The organism is Aquimarina penaris, from assembly GCF_040786285.1.
In the GTDB taxonomy this organism is placed as follows: Bacteria; Bacteroidota; Bacteroidia; order Flavobacteriales; family Flavobacteriaceae; genus Aquimarina.
Genome location: NZ_JBFMKQ010000001.1, coordinates 1,040,873 through 1,066,593 on the forward strand (window position 1 = coordinate 1,040,873; position 25,721 = coordinate 1,066,593).

Genomic DNA, 25,721 nt, shown 5'->3' on the forward strand with positions numbered 1-25,721 from the left:
GGAATTTGGGATTTGAAATTTTGAGATTAATTATGATGGGTCTACTAAGAATAATGGTTGATCAAACTCTACTGGAGAGGCCTCATCCACCAATACTTTTACAATCTTACCAGAAACTTCACTCTCGATTTCGTTAAAAAGTTTCATTGCTTCTATAATACAAAGTACATCTCCTTCTTTTATAGAATCGCCTACCTCTACAAAAGTAGGTTTATCTGGTGATGGTTTCCTGTATAGAGTTCCTATTATAGGAGATTTGATCGTTATGTATTTTGAGTTGTCATCTGATGATGAACTCTCGGCTGCAGCTACAGGAGCAGCCGGTGTAGTCGGTGCAACTGGTGCTGGTGCAACAGGTTGAGGAGGAACTGCTGTGCCTACAGGTATCTGTTGCACAAAAGTTGTTTCTTTACTGTCTTCTCCTCCGGTTTTGATGGTGATTTTAACGTCATCCATCTCTAACTTTACTTCGCTAGCCCCTGATTTGGCTACGAATTTAATCAAATTCTGAATTTCTTTTAAATCCATAATATTGGGTATTGTGTGTTTAGTTGTTTAGGAATTATAGGCCCATTTTAAATAAATAGAACCCCATGTAAAGCCTCCTCCAAATGAGGCAAATACAATGTTATCTCCTTTTTTGAGTTGTTTTTCGTAATCGTGTAATAATAGAGGTATCGTAGCAGAAGTTGTGTTACCATATCTTTGGATATTCATAAGAACTTTATCCTCGTCTAACCCCATTCTATTTGCTGTAGCGTCAATAATACGTTTGTTGGCTTGATGTGCAATGAGCCAATTTACGTCATTTCCGGTCATATTATTACGTTCCAGAATTTTTGTGCTGGCATCTGCCATATTAGAAACGGCATACTTAAATACAGTTTTTCCGTCTTGTTGCACAAAATGTTGTTTTTTCGCTACAGTTTCTTCTGAAGGAGGCAGTATAGAACCACCAGCTTCGATTTTTAAGAATTCTCTTCCTATACCGTCTGTACGTAGATACTCATCTTGTAATCCATAACCATCTTCGTTAGGTTCAAAAAGTACGGCTCCACCACCATCTCCAAAAATGATACAGGTAGCACGATCGGTATAATCAATAATAGAAGACATTTTATCTGCTCCTATAAGTAATATTTTCTTGTATCTCCCAGATTCTATATAACTAGCTGCCGTAGACATCCCGTATAAAAAACTGGAACAAGCAGCTTGTAAGTCATAAGAAAATGCATTAACGGCACCTATTTTTGAAGCTGCAAATGCTGCGTTTGCAGCAACAGGAAGGTCAGGAGTTGCAGTAGCAAAAATCACCATATCAATCTCTTTTGGATCAAGATTTTTTTTAGCGATTAAATCTTCTGCCGCCTTAATACCTAAGAAAGAACTTCCTTTGCCCTCTTCTTTTAGTATTCTGCGTTCTTTTATACCTGTACGAGTGGTAATCCATTCGTCGTTTGTGTCAACCATAGTTTCTAAAATCTTATTGGTTAACACATAGTCTGGCACGTATGCGCCAACAGCTGTGATAGCGGCTGTGATTTTACTCATGTCTTAGTTTTAGTGTCGCGAACTATTGTGCAAAAATGTCGTCGAAATTACTAAATTATATACAAATATGGCGCAAAATAACGGGATTTTGACACATATTCAACTAAAAACAAAAAAACTCTCACTTTTGTGAGAGTTTTATATGAAATTTTAACAGTGGGCTTATGCCACTTCTTCTGTATTATCGATCACGATTTGACCACGATAGTATAGTTTACCTTCGTGCCAGTGTGCTCTGTGATACAAATGTGCTTCTCCTGTAGTAGGATCTGTAGCAATTTGTGGTACAGTAGCTTTATAATGAGTTCTTCTTTTGTCTCTTCTGGTTTTCGATATTTTTCTCTTAGGATGTGCCATTGCTTAGCTATTATTTATCGTTTAATAAATTTTTTAATTTGTCCCAACGCGGATCTGTTTCCTCATTGGTATTTTCTATTGTTTTTTCTCTTGGACTTAGTTCGTCTAATCTTTCGAGTATGTCTGATTCTAACGTTCCGTCTTCTACACCAGGATGAACTCTTTTTGAAGGTATAGCTAAAACAATAAGCTCATAAATATATTGCTGAACGTTCACTTCGTAATCACCGTGTGGTAATATTAAAAGCTCTTCGTTCTCATCATTATATTCATCACCAAACTTTACTACCAGAAAAATTTCATTTTCGATAGGCAAGTCAAAAGGTTCGTTAGTGAGATCACAATTTACATTTACAGTTCCAGAAGCTTTAAACTGAAGTTCGAACATCGTTGTTTTTTTGTTAAACTCCAGATCTACTCTTACTGCAGATGCATTAAATTCGTCATACTCAAAATGTTCAAAGAACGTATTATCAACATCATACTCAAACTGGTGTAATCCTTGCTTCAGCCCAACAAAAGGAATGGTATACTCTTTAAGTTGTTTCATTTCATCATCAGTTTCAAGTGCCTACCAATTTGGTAAAGGCGGGTGCAAAGATAAAAAAAAATCATTATCAAACCCTTTTTGTAAACAAAATTATATCAGATTGTTAGTGTTTTATTTGGTTTGAGGTTTGAGGCTTCAGGTTTGAGTAATGATCTTAATACCTCATACCCCACACCTCATGCCTTTTTCTGAGGTTTACGGGGTTGTTTTTTTAATGGATTTTTGGTAATCTCGGCATATTGATTTCTGTTTTTATAAATCTTTAATGCCGAAAAAATGGCTTCCTTAAAAGAGCTAGGATCTGCTTGATTTTTTCCCGCTATTTCGAACGCTGTCCCATGATCTGGAGACGTACGTACTTTAGCAAGTCCTGCGGTATAATTCACACCTTTGCCAAAAGACAAGGTTTTGAACGGGATTAGTCCCTGATCATGATACGAGGCCACAATAGCATCAAAAGCTTTGTAGGTATTCGATCCAAAGAAACTATCTGCCGCATAGGGGCCATACACCAATTTACCGGATTCATTAATTTTTTTGATCGTTGGTTTTAATACGTCTTCGTCTTCTTTGCCAATGACACCATGATCTCCACTATGCGGATTAATTCCTAATACAGCAATTTTTGGTTTCGATATTCCGAAATCTTGTTTTAAAGAATCATATATGGTGTTTACTTTTTCTTCTATTAATTCTGGTGTAATACTATCGGCAATATCTTTTACAGCTACGTGATCTGTAAGTAAGCCTACTTTGAGGTCATCGGTAATCATGAACATAAGACTGTTGCCTTCTAATTCCTGATTCAGATAATCGGTATGACCAGGAAATTTAAATTCATCAGACTGTATGCTACGCTTATTTATAGGCGCAGTAACTAAGATATCTATTTCATTATTTTTGAGTGCTTGTGTTGCCGCTTTAAGTGATTTAATAGCATAGTTGCCAATTTTCTCATCTTCTTTGCCAAAATTAAGCTCTACTGCTTCTTTCCACACATTAAGCACGTTAATTTTACCATCTAAAATCTGGGAGGTTTTATCAATACCGTGCAGACTACTTTTGATGTTGTATTGTTTTTTGAGAAAAGAAAGAATTTTTACAGATGCAAAAATCACAGGAGTGCAAAAATCCAGCATTCGAGAATCTTCAAACGTTTTGAGCACTACTTCGCTTCCTATGCCATTAAGATCTCCTATAGAAATTCCTATTCTTATTTTTTCTTCTTTCTTCATTATATAAATTCCTTTATCAGTATTTTTGAAACCTAATTCCGAAGGAATTAAAAAGATCTCAAACTTTAAGACCACAAATTTAACTAAATAATTCGCATTTATGTTCACAGGAATCATCGAAGAATTAGGAACAATTGCATCTTTAAAAACAGATCAGGAAAATCTGGATATTACAGTGCGTTCAAATTTTACTTCAGAATTAAAAATTGATCAAAGCGTAGCACATAATGGAGTATGCCTTACCGTAGTTTCTATTGAAGATGATACGTATACCGTAACAGCGATTAAGGAGACATTAGATAAGACCAATCTTAAGGATCTCGTAGAAGGGAGCATGGTAAATCTTGAGCGCGGGATGAAACTAGGAGCTCGGTTAGATGGGCATATTGTACAGGGTCATGTAGATCAAACGGCGGTGTGTACGGCTGTTTCTGAAGCCGATGGCAGTTGGTATTTTACCTTTAACTATGATCCGGGATTAAGTAATATCACTATAGAAAAAGGATCGATTACTGTTAATGGGGTAAGTTTAACGGTAGTAAATTCTAAAAAAAATGAATTTAGTGTAGCAATTATTCCTTTTACATATGAGCATACTAATTTTAACACCTTTAGAGAAGGTACCGTGGTTAACTTAGAATTTGATGTAATTGGTAAGTATGTGAAACGTATTACGGAGTTGGGGTAGAAGAAATCTGAATAACAGATAAGAAAATTTACGTCAGTCTGAGTGATCCCAATGATAGTTGGGATTGTACTTCGATATGCTCAGCAGGACTATTGAAGACAAGTAAATTTTCGTTTTTGAAACCTTCTCGATACAATTTTCTTCAAAAATCACTCGAAGTGACACCGTTTTTTTAGTATTAGATCTTTATAGGGTTGAGAGATATGGTTTAATTAGTCTTTGTTTTGCCGTTCATACTTGGCATAAAACCAAAGTTTGGGAGATAGTTTTGTGTCGTCGCCTTGATAATATCCCCATCCAATGATTTCGTAAAAGTCTTTCGAAACCGTTTCTTTAAAATATTCTATTCTCTGAGGAGATTTTTCATTTCTCCACCATATAATCGTATTTTCTCCTTCGGTATTACCTTTATGAATAACCATTTCATCGGGTTTTTGTACGACACACCACATGCGACCCTCTTGAATTTTATTTACGCCTTTACTTACAATTTTTTGCCCGGTATCTGGATAGCTATCGGTAATAGTCACTCTTTGAAAAAAAGGATTTTCTGAAGTATATATCTGCTCTACATTGATGCTGTTTACTTGTTGCAACCCTTCTTTTTGTAGGCTGGTAGAAGCAATGTTTTTTAGATCAATTTCGTTTTTTGGTACGCGCTTTTGATCTTCAAAGATTAAGAATTGTCCCTTCCAGACTCCATCCAATATTGAAAATACATCTGCATATTTCTGATCTTTTATAGACGTAACAGGAATCACATTAATATCCTCAATAGCTACCTGGTTCTGGCAACTACTGCTCATCCAGAATAGGCATACTACATATATGGATAATCGTTTCATGTTGTTAACGATATGTATTGTATTCTAATCTTAAAATAAGTAGAAAGTACTAAGAGTGGGGTAGAGAAAGAAGCAGAAAGGTAGTTATACCATTTCTACTTCATTAAATTTAAACAGTGAAACTCTGTTTCTTCCTATTTTTAAGAGTACTCCTCCTAAATCACTCAATGTAGAGCAGGATTCGAAATCCAATACTTTGCCAAAATACTGGCTTTTTGCATCAATTACTTTATACTGCATAATTTATAATTTGATTTGTATTTCCCAATTTTTCATTCCGATAGTTCTTTCCCCAAAAAACATACCAGATTGTATCAAATTCTGAAGTAAATGTAATAGGCAAACTCTTTTTTTGAAAATAAACTTATTAGGTTTTATTAACAAGAGTAAAGAAAAACATAAGTTACTTATTTGTAGGTCAACGTATTAAATGCTTTTGTGTTTTCGCTGGATAAAGCCTCGAAACCTGAGTTTGACATAAGAAAATTACGTCGGTTTGAGTGTTTTTGTGATAGCAAAAATGTATCGAAAACAAGTAATTTTAGTACAAAAGCCGTTAAATTGAGTGATTTTTCATAATGAAATGGAGAAAAACTGTATCGACCCTTCGACAAGCTCAGGATGACAAGGATTTTGATTAATTTGAACGTTATATCGAACCCAGGTTTTAAGGGCGTTTTGATAAGCCGAAAGGCATATGGATATCTAATATGCAGTTGAAAATTATGACACTAAGTACAAAATAAATTTTTGGAATTATTCCAAATTTTGTATTTTTGTTATGGAATTATTCCAAATCAGTATACTTCATAGTTTCTTTAAAATTTAAGAGTTTTTAGCTTTTTATTAAGGAAGTTTTTTAAAGTCTTGGCATGTGTTTTGCAAAATATATGCTAGCCTCAAGTAGATGACTATGATGATAAAGTACCTAATGCAAATGAATCTTAATGTTATGAGTGGTATTAACTATGAAATACAAAACCGAAAGCTGCAATCCTATAAGCATAGCTTTGATTATAATTTTTGTAAACGAAAGTATAATGAGTATGCTTTGATGGAGTTAGATGCGTTTCGCGAATGTTTAAAGGATCCTCAAAAAATAGGAGAGATAGGTCATTTATGCTCTTTTATCATGTGGGTAAAAAATAAAGAAAGACACGAGTATAGAGATAGCCTTGGCGATTATGGACTGATTCATTTATTGTTTCATTGTTTAGAGAGTAAAGAAAATGCGAATTTACATGCCGAGTATATTCATATGTTGTTCAAGGAAGATATTAAGTTGGTGTAGTTTGGTGTTTAAAGAAAATTTACGTCGGTCTGAGTGATTCCGATGGTAATCGGAATTGTACTTCGACACGCTCAGCAGGACTATCGAAGACTAGTAAATTTTTATATTCAAAAGCTCTTCTCGATACAATTTTTCTCCATTTTATTGCGAAAAATCACTCGAAGTGACGCTTTTTTAAATAAAATCAGAAATCTAAACTGTCATCCCAGACTTGATCTGGGATCCATTTTGTAAGACGTATTTATGAATCGTGTTTTCTCTTCCTAAACCAAAACATAGCCAGAAACAAAATCCCAAATAGCACCAATCCTAATACCCAATACCACCAAGTATAATCACTAAACGGTATAGCAGCAGCATCCCCCACCAGATAAAATCCACCCCAATAAAAAGGATGAGTACGATTAATATCGGCGGTTTTTAAATATTGTAGTTTAGCTTGCTGTAACGCTTTCGCCTTATTCATCCCTGCTTTAAGGTTGGTATAGAAGTATTTCATGAGTTCTGGTGTGGTTTGATCCGATACCTCCCAACTGGTTAAGAGTAAACTTTTTGTCCCAGCATACTGAAACGCAGTACCCAAACTCATAATCCCTTCTCCTTTGGCGATTTTACCTGATCCCGTGTTACAGGCACTCAGTACCGTAAGCTCTGCAGGGATATCTAGAGCAAACAGCTCATGACCATATAGCAAATTGTCTTCTATAGTATCTTTGCTTTTGGTAAAATAGAGCCTAGAATTCTCTGGTCGTTCGTTATCTACCTCGCCATGCAATGCCAGGTGTAGAATATTATATTGACCTGCATTTTTCTTAAAATTGACCTCTATGGCTTCAGACCCGAAGTAATATTGTCCATTGATAATCTCGGCAATAGCTTTGATTTCTTTTCGGGTTCCTGGCAAGTCATCTCCGGCATCACGCAATGTTGCCAAACTCATGGTTTTGGTATCAACAACGCTAGTGCTATCTGTAAATGAAAAGGCCAAACATTCTTCTTGTTTTTTAGATTTTTGAGCGTCTTTATGATTGGTAAACAACAGGTTTGCTGAGTTGGCATAACTAATCGCATAATCATGAAGCAAATACGGCAAATCTTTAGGATTATTAGAGTCTTTATTTTGAGTAAGCAATAGCTCAACATTAAGATGCCATAGTGGTCCATCAGGGATGATGATTAACTCATCTCCCACAAATTGATCGGCTATAGGAGCAATGAGTTGTTGATACAATTGATGAGCCGATGCTTTAAAATCGCCCACATGTTTTGAGGTGATAGCATCTCTAAACTGTTCTACTTTTTTTTCTAAGCTAGGAGTTGCTAATTCTTTTATAGCAATTGTGTTTTTAGTAATAGTAAAGGCATAGGTGATACTATCGGACGTAAAAAATTCTACTACGGTAGTACGCTCATTAAGTTGTTGCTGAAGCTTACCTACCGATACAATATCATTTTGATATTTTAATTGGTAGTATTTAGGGTAGTTTTTTTCTAACACCTCGGTTAACGAATCCTGTCTTCGATTGATCTCAAAGAGTTTGTTTTCGTATTGGGTGATCTTCGATGAATCCGCATCTTTTTCTGAATGTTCCTCTGTGACTTTAGATTGATAAAAGGCTTTATTAATTCTAAGTTCTTTTTCTAAAGTGATAAGATCGGTAGAGAGGCCTGTAAAGTTTTTGGCATTTGATGCGGCTAGCATTTCTTTTAAGGCATTGGCTTTACTTCTCTCAGCATAATAAAAGGCTTTTTCTAGAGCCTGTTGATCATTTTCTGCCTCATACCATAGTAATTGTGCCTCAATCGCTCTTTGATATACTTCTTTAGCTTGTTTAGCAAAGGTTACTTTATCTTGATAGTTGGTAAAACTTTGTCTTATAGTATTGATTAGGGCATCTTCTTTTTGGTAGATGCTGATCGCATTTTTAAGATAGGCTAAATCATTACTTTTTAGGTATATTTTTTTATTGGTTTTGGCTTGACCTTGAAGTGTAGTCAATAAGACTATATTATTATAATATTGATTTAGGTTGGTTAAGTTATTTTTAAGAGTATCAAGTTTAGTATTAGATATTATAGCTTTGTCATAATTTATTAATGCTTTTTGATATAATTTCCGCTCTAAAAAAAAGTTAGCTATTAGATTATATGATTTGGCAACTAATGAATTATTAATACCAAATAGTTTTTGACGTATTTTCAAAGAATTTTCAAAGAATTCCAAAGCTTCACCATATTCGCCAATTTCTTGGTTTAATAAGGCAATTTGATCAAAAGTATATGCAGTATCATCATTTTTATTAATCTGAGTATTTAAAGCTTTTTGAAAATACTGTAAGGACTCCTGATATTTTCCTTTTATTTTTAGAATATTACCAATATTACGATATCCCATTGTAATTTTATGATGGTTTGTTTCAAAACTATTTTTCATAATAAGTGTTCCTTTCTCTAAAAAAGTAAGAGCTTCATCGTAGTTCTCCAATTCTTTATAAACGAATCCAATATTTTGATAAGCCGAACCAACTCTAAAATTTTCTTTTCCATAAATTAAGGTAGCAAGAGTGAGAGACATGTTAAAATATTCTAAAGATTGCTCATAAGATCCAGTATTTTTAAAACAGTTTCCAATAGCATTGTAAGCAACGCAAAGGCTTGGATGATTTTTGTTTTTTTGTTTAAATATCGAAACGCTTTTTTGAAAATATTCTAAAGCAATATTATTTGAATCTTTTTCAAGAAAGAACAAGCCTAAACCATAATAAGTGTTGGCAACTTGAGTGCTATTTTCCCCAAGTAATTCTATAAATAATTTGAGCGCCTTTGAAAAATAATTAATTGACAATTCGTATTTGCCAATATTTTTATTTAATATTCCTAAAGAGTAATAAGAGAACGCTACACTTCTATTTTTTTCTCCATAGAATTTAACCCTAGATTCTAATGCTTTTTTTAGATAAAATTCTGATTTTATATAATCCGCTATTGCACGATAGGTAACACCTAAGGTAGAATACATATAGGCAGTTTTGGGGTGATTTTCTCCGAAATTCTTTCTTGTGACTTCTAATGCCTTTTCATAATTAGTTAAAGCTTCATTAAACTTACCCAACTCTCTATATACCTTACCAATTCTTTCATATGAATCCCACGTGATAGCATTATGTTCGCCAAAAGCGTCTATTAATGTTGTCAAAGATTTATTAAAATTTTCTAACGCATTTTCCATAAATCCTTGTCTAAGATCTAAATCTCCCATTCTAATGAAAGATAAAGCAATATCTTCGTGATTTTTAGGTGACATCTTGTTACGAACTTGTAATGCTTTTTTAAAATAAATAGATGCATTGTTAAAATCAGAGGTGCTATGTTCATGATATAATGCTAGATTATCATAAGCATATGCTTCTTCTCTATTATTATTTTTTAAATACTGAGAGCTAATTTTTAAAGCCTTTTCTGTATTCAACAGGACTTCTTTATACTTACTATTATATCTTTGGCTCGACGCAATTTTGTTGTAACAACCAGCCACTCTGTCCCAAGCTTTAGCCTTTTGGTAAACAGGTAATGCTTTTTTAAAATATACGATAGAACTGTCCAACTTTCTATCTTCTAAAAATGAATCTGCCTTTTTATAATATTGAGAAGCCAACAACGTATCAGTCGCAACCTGGGCATTTGTTGAATAGGTAAAAAACCCAACAATAATTACTAGCAGTATTATAATTTTTCGTGTTTTCATAGGCTTATAGAGTTGTAGATATCTTTTTTAACAGTTCTCCTTTAATGTGTATAGCAAAGAAACTAAAAATGTTACTTTTATGGTTACATTAACACTTATACAAGGTAACAATCTTTTAAGAGCCTACATACACTTATGAGTAACACCGATGATCAAAACATTATAGAAGGTATTGTTGCCGGCGATGAGGCTGTGTTTAGAGCGTTTTATAAAAAAAATCGCAAGTATATACGACAGTATATCCTAAAAAACTCGGGTAACGAGGATGATGTCGAGGATGTTTTTCAGGATGCATTTGTGTTTATATATCAAAAATTAAAAACAGGTTCGTTAGAGCTTCGATCACCTTTGTCTACCTATTTTTATGGAGTGTCTAAAAATATTTGGAGAAACAGATTGCGCAAAAACAGAAAACTAGTGGTTACAGAAGAGATACCAGAGGATACCCAAATAATAGAAGCTTCTATCTTAAAAGAAATAGAAGATAAAGAACGTGAACATGTGTATCGTAAACATTTTGTTAACCTAAGCGATACGTGTCGCGAAGTATTGCAGTTACTTTTTGAGGGCAAAAGCATGAAAGAGATTGCAGAAATCACAGGATATGCCGAAGGGTATACCCGAAAGAAGAAGTTTGAATGTAAAAAACACCTGATCGAAATGATCGAGCAGGATCCAATATACAAGGAGTTGCAACTAACTTCTGAAAACAAATAGGGCTTATGGAAAGAACACCAGAAATATTTGAAAAAATAGAAAGGTATCTTACAAACAGATTATCTGCTGATGAGGTCGTCATCTTTGAGAACGAAATGGCTGATGATTCTGAGCTACAAAAAGAAGTTGCAAAACATAAAGCCATACACCATACGCTAAGTGATCAAGAGACTTTAGAGATTAAAGAAAAACTGATAAAAGTGAGTAAAGAGGTTAAAAAAGAAGAATCTTCTTTCACTAAAACCCTATTTTCCTCACCATTACGAATTGCAGCTACCATTGTTGTGTTATTAGGTGTGGGGACATTATTATGGAATACGATCGATACCACAGATGAACTACGTAATTTATATGCGGCCCACTACGTTCCTTTTCCGGCAGAAGACATCACTCGGGGAGAGCAGAATACTGCTTTACAAAGTGTTATGAACAACTACAATAAAGGAGCGTATGGTAAAGTAGTTAAAGCGCTCGAAAAAGACACCAATCTTGTAGGTCAAAAAGAACTTGGCGTATACCTTGGTACTAGTTACCTAAATACCGATCAAGAACAAAGCGCTATACTTCAATTCGAAAATATCCTGAACACAAGTAAATACTACGAAGCTTCGAGATGGTATCTGTCTCTGGCCTATTTGAAATTAAAAAACACCCAAAAAACCAAAGAAATCCTCGAAGAAATTATCGAATATAAAGGGGTGTATAAAGATAATGCGGTTCGATTGCTAAACGCATTAACAGAGTAAGGTTTTATACCAACATAAGTTTAAGTGATTACAGTTCCTTCTCCTTGGGGAGAAGGTTAGAGCCAGTGCTGAACTTGTTTCAGTAATGAGGGGATTTAACGTAATACCCCCTCACCTTAATCCTCTCCCAGAGGGAGAGGAGACTTCGAGCTTATAATTTCAAGTAGCACAGAACATTTTTAAATCTCATTCTATAAAAACAGAATGACTAATAGCTTGCAAAGGACAATTTTTTAAGCATTTTCAAAAAAAAGTAACAATCAAGGTAACAACTATTTTTTTCCTGACATACACCTATGTACCCCACAAGTAAATATTGATTAATAGAAGTATTAAGTAAAGGAAAGAATTATGAATGTTATTATTAAACAGATTAAGCTTATAGAGCGAATCGATCAATTGATTCGAATGCAGGCTACAGGATCGCCAGATGAATTAGCCTACAGACTAGGGATCTCAAAAACCAAGCTTTACCGTATTATCAAAGTAATGAAACAATTGGATGCTCCCATAGAATACGATTTTAGCATCCAAAGCTTTGTATATGAACAAGCAGTAGGGTTTACGATTGGTTTTTTTACAAGAGAGTTGCCCTCTAATGAGCTGCTAATAAGAAAGGCATAAAGTTAATGCTGATGACAGCTATAATTTTTTTTGAAAAAAAAATTCTCAGTCCCGAAAAATGAAACTAGGATACTCTAATATTGCCCTATAATACGTAAAGCGTAGTATAACTTTAGACATGGTTATATTATGGGAAGATCCGTTTTTCTATTCGAGCGTGGGTAGGACTATGGCAAGGAAGAAAAACGGATTACAAGGCGGTACATTACCCCTTAATTTTTTTCGGCAATTAGCTGATTTTTTGCAATTCCCTAAATCCTTCTATACTTCGGTATAGGAGGATTTTAAATTTCAAATATAAAATAAAAAGTAGAAAAGAATGAGAAGGGGTAATGATAAAAGAGAAGTTGAGCATAGATAAAAGTTGTAGAAAGGCCAACCCGATGGTAGAGAAATTGCTAAATATCAAGAGAGTATTAGGAGATATTGAATTTATGTTTTTTTAAAAAACATCTCAGTGTCATTTTTTGAAACTGAGATGCTTTACATTTGCCTTAATTTTTTATTAAAAATAATTGATAAATAGTTTATAGTATTTAATAGAGCTAGTGCTAATTGTTTTCAATTCGCAATTTTTCGCTTAATTTGAAATTTCTATTTGCTGATCAATAAACAAGATTAATATGACAAGTTTATATTCAAAAGGCCCTCAAAATATTCCTGAAGGCTTTACTAACCCAACTTCTTCGTTTAAAAAACATGTTTGGTTGTCTATTTTAGGATTATTATTTTTTGTTATTGTTTACGTTGTTTTGATAATCTGGTTTGGTCGATTAGCATACTACTCATTTCTAGATGGAGATACATTTTGGCACTATGTATTGGCGGGAGGATATGCTTTTCTTTGTTTATTTATGATTAAGTCTCTTTTTATTTTTAATAAGAAAGAAAAGAATCCTTTAGAAAAATATGTCACACAAAAGGAAGAACCATTACTTTTTGATTATTTACACAAATTAGCAGATGAAGCTGGTGCACCAAGGCCTCATAAAGTTTTTCTTTCACCAAGAGTAAATGCAAGTGTATCCTATGATCTTTCTATCATCAATTTGATAATACCTTCTAAAAAAAACTTAGAGATAGGATTAGGTCTTATGAATGTTTTAAGCTTAGGAGAATTAAAAGCGGTACTGGCACATGAATTTGGTCATTTTGCACAGCGATCTATGTTGTTAGGCCGATACGTTTATGTAGCACAGCAAATAGCCGTTCAAATTATTAATAAGAGAGATATATTTGATAAATTTTTGGCTGGTATATCGAGCATTGATATTCGTATATCTTGGATAGGATGGATTTTATCTATATTGGTTTGGGCTGTACGTTCGTTAATCGAAACTTGTTTTAGTATTGTAACCATAGCTCAAAGAGCATTGTCAAGAGAAATGGAATTTCAGGCAGACTTAGTCGCAGTTTCTTTAACGGGTAGTGATGCTTTGATTCATGCATTATCCAGATTACAAGCCGCTGATGAAGCATATGATCAGGCTATAGCTGCTGTTGACGAGAAGTTAAATGACGGAAAAGCAATCTATAATTTATATGAATTACAAACCAATTATATAAAAAAAATGTCCTGGGTACTAAATGAACCTTCTTATGGCAAATCGCCAGAAGTTGTTACTAACAGCCCTGGGTCAAATAGAGTATTTGGTAATAGAGCATATAATCCTCCAAAGATGTGGTCTACACATCCCGCTGATAAGGATAGAGAAGCGAATGCAAAAAAAACATACATTTCTGCCGAAATAGATGACAGACCAGCAGAGGACCTGTTATCAGATTCTAGAAAGTATGAGTTAGAAATGACTGCAAAGCTTATTGCGACAAGTGGAGCGAAAACGGAAATGATAACTGATGAGGCGTCGTTAGAATTTCAGAATACGAGATTCTTTGATTGGACTTTCCTGAATCCAAAATATAATTCGAACTTTTTGAATCGCTTCGTTACCATTAATTTCAAGAATATCGAAGAAATGTATTCTCAAGATATAAAAGAGAGTAATCTAGTTTCAAAGTTTGATTTAATATATGGAAAGCAACTTGCAGAAAAATTAGAAACCTTTAAAGAGATCAATGAAGAAATCGCTTCGTTAGAAGCGATATTCAATGAAGTTATAACTATTGAAAAAAGAGAAATATGGCATAGAGGAGAGAAAATTAAAAGAAAAGATGTAAGTGAAGTTATTAAGAAACTAGAGCAAGAGGAAACAGCAATCATAGATGACTTAAAAGCACACGATACACTCTGCCGTTCGGTTCATCATAAAGTAGCATTAATGCATAACGATAGTTTGGCACAGTATTTAAAATCTCTAAGTGCCCTTGTGCATTATTCGGAGCACTCAATAGCAGATATTAACGACGCTTCTACTAAGTACAATAATGTCCTTTCAATATCATTGGCAGATGGTAATGTGAGTTCAGATGAGCTTGTTAATATTTTAGATGTGGGTCGTGACTATTTCAAATCAATTCGATCTGCGTTTCAAGAAAGTAAAAACATTCAATTAAATAAAGAGCTTTTAGGAAATTCAGATAAGGACAGTTATTCGGATTTCTTTGAAGAATTCAAATTAGAATCTCCTACGAAAGAAAACATTAATGAATGGTCTAAAGTTATTGAAGGTTGGGCTAATGTAGCATTAAAAGGCCTCAATTTTTTGAGAAATTCGTCGCTAGAACACTTGTTAGATGTTGAGGAGTATATAAGAGAATCTTTTTTGAATAAGACACCAATTTCTAGGCACTTCTCTACAGAGATTAAAACACCTGAATCCTATAAATTACTGACGCCTGGAACAGAAAGACCTATCCAAAGAAAGTTAAAATTCTGGGATCGATTTATGATGGGAGAAGGTTTGTTTGGAGCTACAACAAAGTTTGCTGTATCTATCCTATTGGTAGGGGGAGCATTATTTTTAGGTAGCTTTACGCAGTCTGGAAATTTAACGGTTTATAATGGTTTAGGAACTGATGTTGTTGTAGATGTGGTTGGAGTGGGTAAGTTGAAAATACTATCGAATTCGAATAAATCTATTTCAATAGATTATAACACAGATTATAATATTATCACCAAAAGTTCTACCGGAGAAGAAATTGAAAATTTCAGAGGAACCACAGGCTCCCCAGGGCAAGAGTTTATTTATAATATTGCAAGCGCAGGAGTTTTCTTAGAATACACTGTTTATTATGGAAATAGTTTTGGTGGTGTTCCAAACAATAGAAATATTGGTGCAGGTAAATGGTTAAGTAGTAGTGCGGATTATGTTCTAACAACCCCACCAGATAGAGCTTCTGAAGGATCTAAAAAAGATGTTCTTGTTGCTTATAGCGATATTGCGCCATATGATATGCTTTCGGTGGTGAAAGATTCAATTGAAATGAAAAACTTAATTGAAACTCATGTTAGATGGGATTCATCAGAAAGCGATAATATATTGACTTGGATAAATTTATTGACCTACTCAGACAATCCTCGAGTTGTTCTTGATCAGCGAATTTCTAGAACTGGAAATGATATGGTGTCAAAAAGGGCAAAGATGGATATTAGCACCGATGAAGAAAGAGATAAAATATGTAAACAAATAAGTGAATCTTTTGCCCAGAATTCTGAGGATGCTGATCTATATTATTTGAACACTAGATGTTTAGGAGATTCCGAATATCAAGACAATACATTTGTTAAAGGCCATGAAAAGTGGCATAAACACCCTTGGCTGGCATATGCCTCAGCATTTATTTATGCTCGAAATGAAGAATGGGAAAAAAGTTTAAATGCTTTTAATACTGCAGGAACGATTAATGGATTAAAAGGAACATTAGCTATTCATGCAGAAAAGGTTCGAAGAATGGCGAGTACTGAATTGATAGAAAAAGAACTAAAATTTACTTCAAGTGACCTGGATTATTATTTGCAAATAGATAATGGTTTAATAGGTAAAGTAAGTGGTGATCTTGGTTATGCACATGTACTGAAAACACAAGGGAAATTAACAGAATCATATGACTTTCTAAAAGATTATCAGGCTAATACGTCATATATACTTCGTTTTTTAGCGGTATCAGAAGGTGTTTCTGAAGAACTTAAGGAGAAAGCTAGAGATATGAAAACTGAAGATGGAATTAATGATTCTACCATTTGGTATTCATTAGCTTTTGATATTTTGGAGAATAAGAATTATTCAAGATATGAAAGCGACATAGAAACTATGGGAGTAACTTTAAAAGATCTTAATGATTTTATTAAAGCTGTTACATCAGATAATTATAAAACCGCAGAAAGTATTATTAAGAGGCAACAACTTTATTTTAAAGGTCATATGTATGCCGTGGGTTATATCATTTCGGGATCAAAGGCTCCTCTAAAATGGAGAAATCTTGCTAAAGATTTATTACTAGCTCATGAAAGGCCCTATTTAGGAGATTAACTCTATATTTTAGTAATGAAGTACTTTACGAGATCCCAAATCAGATATAGTAGACTTCAAGGAAACAATTGATTCTAAACATGGAATTATAACCAATCAAGATCAAAAAATGTAAAATCAAAATAGGTATGTCAATTTTTGACAACAATTTGCCCTGCCACAACACATGCCACTAGGGCTGTAAGTAATTGCAAACAAAATTAAATGGAAAGAATATTAAATCAAACACATAACCAATACACTTTTATATACGCATGTTCAAGACTATTTGAGAGAGCTTCGTATTACGGATTACGCTCATTACTGGTCCTTTATATGATCGGAGAAAGCTTAAAAATGCCAACAGAAGAAGCTTTAAGTGTTTATGGCTGGCTTACGGCTTCAATTGTTTTTTCACAGATACTAGGAGCTTTGTTTGGGGATTTAATTATTGGAAATAAAAAATCAATAATTCTAGGTGGTATTTTACAGGCCATGGGTGCTTTTAGTTTTTGTATACCTTCAATGACAGGATTGTATATTGGAATTGTTCTTGTTGTAATAGGTGGAGGGTTTTATACGCCTAATATGATTTCTCTTTTTGGACAACTCTATTTAAGCAAGACCAAACTTTTGGATTCAGGATTTACAATATTTTATTTAGCTGTAAATATTGGAGCCTTTATAGGCACTATTCTAATTGGATATTTGGGCGAAAAATATTGGTGGAACTACGGATTTATAGTAGCTGGAATACTAATGTTGATTTCAATAATTTTTCTACTAATCTCCAAGGAAACCGATAACATACAAATAGTAGAAAAAGACACTCATATTACTCAAAAAATATTAAAAGTTTTAACTGCATTTGTTCTGGTTGCTTTGTTTTGGACGGTTTACGAAATATCTGGTATTAGGTTTTATGACCTAGAGATAAAGTTTCGGGAAGTTTCAACTTTAAATATCTCAAAAAGTCTTTGGTCATCCTTAAACTCAGTTTTTCTTATTCCAATAAGCATTATTGGGATCATTGTTTGGTCCTTTTTTTATAATAACCAATTTATTAAACTGACAATTGGATTTCTATTTGGCGCGATTTCTTTTGGAGTACTCTTTTTTATTCCTGAAACCCCTTCAGAACAACATCTAATACTCTATCTAATATCATTACTATTATTAAGTATTTCAGAAATTCATATTGCGCCAATAATTTATTCAATATTAACTCAATATACCAACCCTAAGTATCTAGCAATAGTTACCAGTTTAGCATTTATTCCTACTCGATTTTTCTCTTATATAGCAGGGTTATTTAATGATAACTTGTATAGCAACCCATTATTTTCTATAAAGCTCGGAATAATTATTATGAGTGTTATAAGCATTTCATTAATTACTTACATTTTCATAAATAAAAAAGCAACAGACGATACATGATCCTAGCAAATCATAACCACATTTCGGCAAACTACGCAAGTTAGCATGTATTAAACCGAGCAAATTTTTCAAGAATTGTCTAAAAACAAAAAGAGTTACGAAATTTTGTTATCGTAACTCTTTGATTTACAAAGTGGTCCCACTTGGGCTCGAACCAAGGACCCCCTGATTATGAGTCAGGTGCTCTAACCAGCTGAGCTATGGGACCTGTTTGTATTTATTTTTTAACCACTGTTTTCCATATCCACTTTTCAGATACTTTTCTCTTTTTCGAGCAGTGATTCTATCTGGGTATTCTTCGATTAGGATAATTTCCCAAGGACGATACCCTTTTGTACTTTGCGTTTTTCCTAAGTTATGTTCTTTTAAACGTTTGTCAACATCTTGAGACATACCTACATAAAAACGGTCATCTTTTAAACTCCTAAGAACGTAAACATACATAATTACTATGTTATGTTGGTGCTCCCTGCCTGCCGTTACCGCCAGGTAGGTAGGTAACCAGCTGAGCTATGGAGCCTAAAACGGAGGGCAAATTTAAGGATTTGATATAAACACGCCAAACATTTTCTTTATAATTTTAATTATCCAAAATTCTTTACAACCAGAAGTACTTTAATCCCATTTTGAAGAGGGTGAGGGGCATGTAAAACCTATGTTTTATTTGATACTCTTATTTTGGTTTTTCCTGGCACAATTCTACCAAGACGCCATTGGTGCTTTTAGGATGTATAAAAGCAACTAATTTATTATCGGCACCTGGTTTTGGAGTTTTATTAATAAGCTGAAATCCTTCTTTTTCTAATCGGTCCAATTCCTTTTCGATATCATCTACATCAAAAGCAATATGGTGTATACCTTCACCCTTTTTAGCAATAAATTTCCCGATAGGTCCGTCTTCTTTAGTGCTGGCGAGCAATTCTATTTTGCTTTCGCCAACCTTAAAAAAAGATGTGATCACTGCTTCGCTCTCTACTTTTTCTTGCTTGTAAGGGGGTACACCCAAAAGTTTTTCATATAAGGCATTGGCACGATCAATATCTTTTACCGCAATACCCAGATGTTCTATTTTATTAATATGATTCATCTGTTCGTTTTATTTAATTGTTTTTAGCTGTCATACTTCGACTATGCTCAGCACAAGCATGAAATTTGCCATAGAACATTTCAGTTGACTACAACTTAGTTGTTATGGCTCATTTCATAATATACTTTTGTCTCTATGTCGTAAAAGTACAATTAATATGTATTTTTGCACCATGGAAACAAATAGACAGAAAAAAATTGCAGGAGTATTACAGCGCGATGTTGCCGATGTAATACAGCATGCATTACGTGAAGCTGGAGTACATGGGATTTTAGTTTCTGTGACCAAAGTGAGCGTAACTACAGATTTATCGATTGCCAAAGTATATATGAGCGTATTCCCGCATGAAGAGGGAGAGAATGTATTAAAAGAGGTCAATGCTGTAAAATCACAAATCAAGCACCAAGTCGCGCAGCGTACCAAAAATCAACTGCGTCGTATGCCAGAAATATCCTATTTTATTGATGACTCTCTAGAGTATATTTCGAATATCGAAAAAGCAGTAAAAGGAGAAGAAAACCCCCTCCAGAACCCAGATCTTCTCGAAAAGCGTAAAAAGAAATAGGCGCCATGGGTTTACTTTGGTAAAGTAGTGAAGGATACAAGCAATTTCTTTTATCTTTATCACAAAATAAAAATTTGAACTTCTCTTTATACATCGCCAAGCGGTACTTGTTTTCTCCGGGAAGCAGCAATGCAATTAATATCATTACGGGTATAGCAGCTTCGGGAGTGGTGATAGGTGCAATGGCATTATTTTTAGTGTTATCTGGATTTGCAGGACTTAAGGATTTTAGCCTTCAGTTTTCTTCATATTTTGATCCGGATCTTAAAATTTTTCCGTCAAGCGGAAAAACATTTACCTTCGATGATACACAAAAGAAAAAACTGGGTCAATTAGAAGGAGTTGCCCATTTTTCTGAAATTGTTGAAGAGCGTGTTTTCTTAGAGTTTAGAGATAAACAAAAAACAGCCTACATCAAAGGAGTAGATGTTAATTACCATAAAGTGATCCAGACAGATAGTATTTTAGCCTATGGAGATTGGATAAAAAATAATGATTTTCAGGTAGTTGCCGGTAATGGAATCTGCAGAGAGCTAAGCATGGGTGTAGAACAAGCCTATACCAATCTTCTTAGTATCTATGTTGTAAAACCCGGAAAAGGCATTCCGAACGATCCTTCTAAAGGATTTAGATCCGAAAAGGCCGTTAATATTGGTATCTATAGTGTAAATGAAGAACTGGATCAAAAATATATTTTTTCTACCATTGGTCTAGCGCGTACTTTGCTCGAATTACCACAAGATAAGGTAACACACATAGAACTTAAATTATCTCCTCAGGCGACTGAAGAAGTAATTGTGCAGGAGCTTCAATCTATTTTTGACCAACAGGTAATTATAAAAAACAGAGTGCAGCTCAATGATACCTTATACAAGATGCTCAATACAGAAAACCTGGTTTCTTACCTGGTGATTACGTTGATTGCCATTATCGCCCTGTTTAATGTTGCCGGAGCGATTATCATGATGATAATTGATAAGAAAAACAATGTAAAGACACTCTACAATGTAGGAGCTTCTTTGCCAAATATTAGAAAGATATTTTTGTTTCAAGGTTCATTAATGACCATAATAGGAACGCTATTAGGATTGCTATTAGGGTTTATCCTAATCGTGTTGCAACAACAATTTGGGCTGTTGATGATTACACCATCATTGCCATACCCTACTCGCATTACAGCAGTAAGTTTTGTTGTTGTTTTTTTAACGATCACTATCATTGGTTTTATAGCTTCACTATTGGCATCCAGCAGAATTAATCAGAAATTAGTTGAGTAAATGAAGCCGCTATGAGACAAGTATTGTGGAGTTTGTTTTTTAGCCCGGCTTTAGTTTTTTTAGACCTTGTTTCTTTTAGATATACATGTCAATACGAGGATGGAGGCCCCGATTTTTATGGTTTCCCTTTTATTTATAGAACAAATAATGCCTGGGTAAACTCTTTATCTGGTGAGTTATACATATTGGGTTGTATAGGAAATATGCTTTTTTGGACTGTAATCCTATATGTTCTTCAAGCCGGGATTAAACGCTTAAAAATCCCGATAAATAAATTCGCTTCTAAGATATGGGGAGGCTTTTTGTTGCTTTTCGGATTCTGTATCGTGTTTAGTACATTAAGTATTGTAGATTGGCGATACCAATGGAAGCATGATTTTAAGATGGATTATTATAGTGATGAGATAATTTGCAACAGGGAGGTACAATTTTTTTGGAACTAGCCCTGCATTAGAATTTTTTATGAGATTTGGGCGTGCCCCTACGTTACACTTCGGGTCGGGCTATACACGCTACACGGTAGCTAGTTCCTATCCCTCACGCGACACCTCCCTAACCCTCCTCGAGGAGGGAATATATAGATGACTATACACGAAAATTAGATACGATCAATTACCCGTTAAAGACTACACACTAACTTTACGTAAACTCAAATCCCTTATACTTCTCCTATATTTCAAGGATGCAGTATTTCTTTTCCCCAGGCAATAACCTGAACTCCTTTAGAATAATGAGTTTTGTCCGGGACTTCAGAAATCAGAGTGCCAAATCTGGAATAGTCAATCGATAACTTTTTAATTTCGAGTGCTTGTATTGGCCATTCGATATGGTGTATTTCAAATTCATGTATTACATCTTTATAATCCTGAAAAAGAGCATATCTTTCTGTTAACCATTTGTCGAGATGAGTTGTGGCGTTTACTTTTTCTTTACACGTATATTCAATTTTAAGAGAGTCCCCAAATCCTGAATTTTTTGACGTATAAATCTGCTGAGTGCGATTCATTTTAGAATATCGGTAAGGAAGTCCAGACATCCCTTTTGCTATTTTACACGAAATTTTATTTCCACCTTCAATACTCAAAAAGTATACCCCTGTTTTATGTTTTGATTTAATATATGTTCTAATATTAATCTCATCAAAGTTTGATATAGGAGGAAAATAAGGCAGGTAATGGGGTCTTATTTTTTCCATAGAAAATGCAACTACAGAAACCCAAGGGTTTCCTTCAAAAGTATCTATTTCTAGAACATCAGGAACAAACTTTCTTAATTCATGATAGTCAACTTGCCAGTGTAAGAATACTGCATTATTCCATTCCTGATAAAATTTCCAGTTTCTATCTGGTATTTTCCAAGGTCTATGCTCAACAGAATGTATTATTTTTTTAATATTCATTCAAAAGAGATATAAAACGAGATGTTATCAACTAATCACACAAACTCAAAGCCCGAGAATGTAGACTGTACTTCGTCGAAGGCAGCAAAAACATCCTCGGGATGATCGCTGGTCACCATTTTCATTCGGTATTCCTTAAAATGTGGGATGCCTTTAAAATAGTTCGTATAATGCCTACGTGTTTCGAATACGCCAAGTTTTTCGCCTTTCCAATCAATAGCCATTTGTAAGTGTCTTCGGGCTGCGATTACTCGTTCTTCTATGGTGGGAGGAGGCAAATGCTCACCCGTTTTAAAATAATGTTTTACCTCGTTAAAAAACCACGGATATCCAATACTGGCGCGACCAATCATAGCACCATCCAATCCATATTGATCACGCATTTCTTTGGCACGTTCGGGAGTGTCTACATCCCCATTGCCAAATACAGGAATATGCATTCTGGGGTTGTTCTTAACCTCGGCAATAGGTCTCCAATCGGCATTACCTTTATACATTTGTGCTCGGGTGCGGCCATGTATCGAAATGGCTTTGGCGCCTACATCTTGTATTCGCTCGGCAACTTCTACAATTTTTATAGAATCATGATCCCAACCCAATCGGGTTTTTACGGTAACCGGTAATTTAGTATGCTCTACCATCGCTTTGGTAAGCGACACCATAAGATCGATATCTTTAAGAATACCAGCTCCGGCACCTTTACTCACCACTTTCTTCACCGGGCAACCAAAATTGATATCTATAATATCAGGTCCGGACGCTTCTACGATCTCTACAGATTTTAGCATAGAATCCAGGTTGGCTCCAAAGATCTGGATCCCAACAGGGCGTTCTTTTTCGTAAATATCTAGTTTCATTACGCTTTTAGCAGCATCACGAATCAATCCTTCGCTCGAAATAAACTCGGTATACACCACATCGGCACCTTGTTCTTTACACAATGCTCTAAATGGTGGATCACTCACATCCTCCATGGGTGCAAGTAGTAACGGAAATTCTCCTACATCTATGTCTCCTATCTTAGCCAAAGCAGTATTTTTTTGTCAAAAATACGAATTCTTTTAGACCTCACAGGTCTCTAAGACCTGTGAGGTCTAATTTTTGTAAAACCATATTGATTTAAATAATAAGAAAGTAATGATATAAACCTTCTAAAATCGATTATATTTGCAGACTAAATGATTTTGACTCAGTTGAGTCGAATGTAACGGATTGGCCAGCCTGAAGAATATATTCGGGCAGGGATAGAAGCGACATCCTTTTTTCTTTGGCACCCAAAGCGTAGTCGAAGGGTTTTTGCCAAAGAAAAAAGATACAGCGAATAGCCCGATTAAGCCCGCCAAAAAAAATAGAATGAAGAACATTAGAAATTTTTGCATCATTGCACATATTGATCACGGTAAAAGTACCCTGGCAGATCGATTGTTGGATTTTACAGGATCGGTAACCGCTCGTGAAGCACAGGCACAACTATTAGATAGTATGGATCTGGAGCGTGAACGTGGGATTACCATCAAGAGTCATGCAATCCAGATGGAATATACCTACAAAGGTGAAGACTATATCCTTAATCTTATTGATACCCCAGGCCATGTAGATTTTTCTTATGAAGTTTCTCGTTCTATTGCGGCATGTGAGGGAGCTTTGTTAATTGTTGATGCAGCACAAAGTATACAAGCACAAACAATTTCTAACTTATACCTGGCGCTGGAGAATGATCTGGAGATTATCCCGGTATTGAACAAGGTGGATTTACCAAGTGCAAACCCCGAAGAAGTGACCGATGATATCGTTGATCTTTTAGGATGTGATGCAGAAGAAGTAATCCCGGCTAGTGCTAAAACGGGAATAGGGATTGAAGAAATTCTAACGGCAATAATAGAACGTATTCCTGCTCCTAGTGGTAATCCTGATGAACCTTTACAAGCACTGATTTTTGATTCGGTTTATAATTCGTTTCGAGGAGTAGAAACCTATTTTAAAGTGGTGAATGGTGAGATCAAAAAAGGACAACAAATCAAGTTTGTAGCCACCGGCAAGAGCTATTCTGCTGATGAGGTGGGGACATTAAAATTAAATCAGGAACCTAAAAAAGAAATAAAAACGGGTGATGTTGGATATTTGATCACTGGTATTAAAGATGCTCGCGAAGTAAAAGTGGGGGATACAATTACCGATGCCAAGACACCAACTCAAAATGCGATTGCAGGTTTTGAAGATGTAAAACCGATGGTATTTGCTGGTATTTATCCTGTAGATACCGAGGATTACGAAGAACTTCGAAGCTCTATGGAAAAACTTCAGCTTAATGATGCTTCTTTGGTTTTTGTGCCAGAGAGTTCTGCGGCATTAGGGTTTGGGTTTCGATGTGGATTCTTAGGAATGTTACACATGGAAATCATCCAGGAACGATTAGAGCGAGAATTTAATATGACGGTGATTACTACGGTACCTAACGTATCGTATCATGCATTTACCCACAAGAATCCAGATGATATTATTATTGTAAACAATCCGTCTGACTTACCGGATCCTTCTTCTATGAACCGTGTAGAAGAACCCTATATTAAGGCAACTATTATTACCAAATCCGACTTTGTAGGATCTGTAATGTCATTATGTATCGAGAAACGTGGTGAGATCACGAATCAAACCTATCTTACTACCGAACGTGTAGAGCTTACTTTTGATATGCCATTGGCCGAGATTGTTTTTGATTTTTATGATCGTCTTAAAACGGTATCTAAAGGATATGCTTCTTTTGATTATACTCCGATTGGTTTACGTTCTTCTAAACTAGTAAAGGTAGATATATTACTAAATGGCAATATTGTAGATGCATTATCTGCATTACTACATAAAGACAATGCCTATGATATTGGTAAAAAGATCTGTGAAAAGTTAAAAGAATTGATTCCGCGTCAGCAATTTGATATTCCGATTCAGGCAGCCATTGGAGCTAAATTTATTGCTCGTGAGACCGTAAAAGCATTGCGTAAGGATGTGACGGCCAAATGTTATGGAGGTGATATTTCTCGTAAACGGAAATTATTGGAGAAACAGAAAAAGGGTAAAAAACGTATGCGTCAGGTAGGTAATGTAGAGATTCCTCAGGAAGCATTTATGGCTGTACTGAAGCTGAATGATTAAGTCTTATGTTTGCAGTAGGCAGTCACGTCTGCAGTAACTGCAAACTAC

General features: G+C 34.8%; 23 protein-coding genes and 1 tRNA gene. 11 read left to right on the top strand and 13 right to left on the bottom strand.

The window, feature by feature from the left end; genetic code table 11:
• Positions 1–30 precede the first annotated feature (30 nt).
• The 5 genes from accB to pdxA form a co-directional block, all read right to left on the bottom strand.
• Complete coding sequence (accB, locus tag ABW637_RS04170; protein ID WP_367583375.1) at positions 31–528, bottom strand: acetyl-CoA carboxylase biotin carboxyl carrier protein; 498 nt, start codon at positions 526–528, stop codon at positions 31–33.
• Between the two features lie 27 nt (positions 529–555).
• Positions 556–1,551 (bottom strand): beta-ketoacyl-ACP synthase III, encoded by a 996-nt coding sequence (locus tag ABW637_RS04175; protein WP_367583376.1) that lies wholly within the window; start codon positions 1,549–1,551, stop codon positions 556–558.
• 162 nt (positions 1,552–1,713) lie between these two features.
• Positions 1,714–1,908: a 50S ribosomal protein L32 gene (rpmF, locus tag ABW637_RS04180; protein WP_201923405.1), complete on the bottom strand. Its 195-nt coding sequence runs from the start codon at positions 1,906–1,908 to the stop codon at positions 1,714–1,716.
• 10 nt (positions 1,909–1,918) lie between these two features.
• Positions 1,919–2,458 carry a YceD family protein gene (locus ABW637_RS04185; protein WP_367583377.1) on the bottom strand — a complete coding sequence of 180 codons (540 nt, stop codon included), beginning with the start codon at positions 2,456–2,458 and terminating at the stop codon, positions 1,919–1,921.
• 176 nt (positions 2,459–2,634) lie between these two features.
• The gene (gene pdxA / locus ABW637_RS04190; RefSeq protein WP_367583378.1) at positions 2,635–3,693 is read right to left on the bottom strand and encodes a 4-hydroxythreonine-4-phosphate dehydrogenase PdxA; all 1,059 of its coding nucleotides are present in this window, start codon (positions 3,691–3,693) and stop codon (positions 2,635–2,637) included.
• Positions 3,694–3,793: 100 nt separating this feature from the next.
• Here pdxA and ABW637_RS04195 point away from each other — a divergent pair, with 100 nt between their 5' ends.
• Positions 3,794–4,381 (top strand): riboflavin synthase, encoded by a 588-nt coding sequence (locus tag ABW637_RS04195; protein WP_367583379.1) that lies wholly within the window; start codon positions 3,794–3,796, stop codon positions 4,379–4,381.
• A 212-nt stretch (positions 4,382–4,593) separates the two neighbouring features.
• Here the strand turns inward: ABW637_RS04195 and ABW637_RS04200 are convergent, their stop codons facing one another.
• Positions 4,594–5,226 carry a hypothetical protein gene (locus ABW637_RS04200; protein ID WP_367583380.1) on the bottom strand — a complete coding sequence of 211 codons (633 nt, stop codon included), beginning with the start codon at positions 5,224–5,226 and terminating at the stop codon, positions 4,594–4,596.
• Positions 5,227–5,310: 84 nt separating this feature from the next.
• The gene (locus ABW637_RS04205) at positions 5,311–5,466 is read right to left on the bottom strand and encodes a hypothetical protein (protein ID WP_367583381.1); all 156 of its coding nucleotides are present in this window, start codon (positions 5,464–5,466) and stop codon (positions 5,311–5,313) included.
• Between the two features lie 673 nt (positions 5,467–6,139).
• Here ABW637_RS04205 and ABW637_RS04210 point away from each other — a divergent pair.
• Positions 6,140–6,517, top strand: coding sequence for a hypothetical protein (locus ABW637_RS04210; RefSeq protein ID WP_367583382.1), 378 nt, complete (start codon positions 6,140–6,142; stop codon positions 6,515–6,517).
• Positions 6,518–6,758: 241 nt separating this feature from the next.
• On the opposite strand, the gene ABW637_RS04215 is transcribed toward ABW637_RS04210, so the two are convergent.
• On the bottom strand, positions 6,759–10,262 hold the full coding sequence (locus tag ABW637_RS04215; RefSeq protein ID WP_367583383.1) for a CHAT domain-containing protein: 3,504 nt from the start codon (positions 10,260–10,262) through the stop codon (positions 6,759–6,761).
• Positions 10,263–10,397: 135 nt separating this feature from the next.
• Between ABW637_RS04215 and ABW637_RS04220 the strand changes: the two genes are divergently transcribed.
• The 5 genes from ABW637_RS04220 (at position 10,398) to ABW637_RS04240 (ending at position 18,195) form a co-directional block, all read left to right on the top strand.
• Complete coding sequence (locus ABW637_RS04220) at positions 10,398–10,979, top strand: RNA polymerase sigma factor (RefSeq protein ID WP_367583384.1); 582 nt, start codon at positions 10,398–10,400, stop codon at positions 10,977–10,979.
• A 5-nt stretch (positions 10,980–10,984) separates the two neighbouring features.
• Positions 10,985–11,725, top strand: coding sequence for a tetratricopeptide repeat protein (locus ABW637_RS04225; RefSeq protein WP_367583385.1), 741 nt, complete (start codon positions 10,985–10,987; stop codon positions 11,723–11,725).
• A gap of 351 nt (positions 11,726–12,076) precedes the next feature.
• Positions 12,077–12,349, top strand: coding sequence for a hypothetical protein (locus ABW637_RS04230; RefSeq protein ID WP_367583386.1), 273 nt, complete (start codon positions 12,077–12,079; stop codon positions 12,347–12,349).
• A gap of 623 nt (positions 12,350–12,972) precedes the next feature.
• Positions 12,973–16,779: a M48 family metalloprotease gene (locus ABW637_RS04235; protein WP_367583387.1), complete on the top strand. Its 3,807-nt coding sequence runs from the start codon at positions 12,973–12,975 to the stop codon at positions 16,777–16,779.
• Positions 16,780–16,983: 204 nt separating this feature from the next.
• Positions 16,984–18,195 (top strand): MFS transporter, encoded by a 1,212-nt coding sequence (locus tag ABW637_RS04240; protein ID WP_367583388.1) that lies wholly within the window; start codon positions 16,984–16,986, stop codon positions 18,193–18,195.
• Positions 18,196–18,329: 134 nt separating this feature from the next.
• On the opposite strand, the gene ABW637_RS04245 is transcribed toward ABW637_RS04240, so the two are convergent.
• The 3 genes from ABW637_RS04245 to mce form a co-directional block, all read right to left on the bottom strand.
• Positions 18,330–18,403 (bottom strand) — tRNA-Ile (locus ABW637_RS04245).
• Positions 18,394–18,639, bottom strand: a complete 246-nt coding sequence (locus tag ABW637_RS04250; protein ID WP_367583389.1) for a GIY-YIG nuclease family protein — start codon at positions 18,637–18,639, stop codon at positions 18,394–18,396. The genes ABW637_RS04245 and ABW637_RS04250 overlap by 10 nt, the downstream gene beginning before the upstream one ends.
• 229 nt (positions 18,640–18,868) lie before the next feature.
• Positions 18,869–19,282 carry a methylmalonyl-CoA epimerase gene (gene mce / locus ABW637_RS04255; RefSeq protein WP_367583390.1) on the bottom strand — a complete coding sequence of 138 codons (414 nt, stop codon included), beginning with the start codon at positions 19,280–19,282 and terminating at the stop codon, positions 18,869–18,871.
• A gap of 172 nt (positions 19,283–19,454) precedes the next feature.
• Between mce and rbfA the strand changes: the two genes are divergently transcribed.
• The 3 genes from rbfA (at position 19,455) to ABW637_RS04270 (ending at position 21,567) form a co-directional block, all read left to right on the top strand.
• Positions 19,455–19,847, top strand: coding sequence for a 30S ribosome-binding factor RbfA (gene rbfA / locus ABW637_RS04260; protein WP_367583391.1), 393 nt, complete (start codon positions 19,455–19,457; stop codon positions 19,845–19,847).
• A 74-nt stretch (positions 19,848–19,921) separates the two neighbouring features.
• A complete protein-coding gene (locus ABW637_RS04265) occupies positions 19,922–21,124 on the top strand; it encodes an FtsX-like permease family protein (protein ID WP_367583392.1) in 1,203 nt (400 codons plus the stop codon).
• Between the two features lie 11 nt (positions 21,125–21,135).
• Entirely contained in the window at positions 21,136–21,567 is a 432-nt protein-coding gene (locus ABW637_RS04270) for a hypothetical protein (protein WP_367583393.1), read from the top strand.
• A 233-nt stretch (positions 21,568–21,800) separates the two neighbouring features.
• Here ABW637_RS04270 and ABW637_RS04275 read toward each other — a convergent pair whose 3' ends face one another.
• Entirely contained in the window at positions 21,801–22,523 is a 723-nt protein-coding gene (locus ABW637_RS04275; protein ID WP_367583394.1) for a YqjF family protein, read from the bottom strand.
• A 35-nt stretch (positions 22,524–22,558) separates the two neighbouring features.
• Positions 22,559–23,551, bottom strand: a complete 993-nt coding sequence (gene dusB / locus ABW637_RS04280; RefSeq protein WP_367583395.1) for a tRNA dihydrouridine synthase DusB — start codon at positions 23,549–23,551, stop codon at positions 22,559–22,561.
• 325 nt (positions 23,552–23,876) lie between these two features.
• On the opposite strand from dusB, the gene lepA reads away from it, so the two are divergent.
• Positions 23,877–25,673: a translation elongation factor 4 gene (gene lepA, locus ABW637_RS04285; RefSeq protein WP_367583396.1), complete on the top strand. Its 1,797-nt coding sequence runs from the start codon at positions 23,877–23,879 to the stop codon at positions 25,671–25,673.
• Positions 25,674–25,721: the final 48 nt, after the last annotated feature.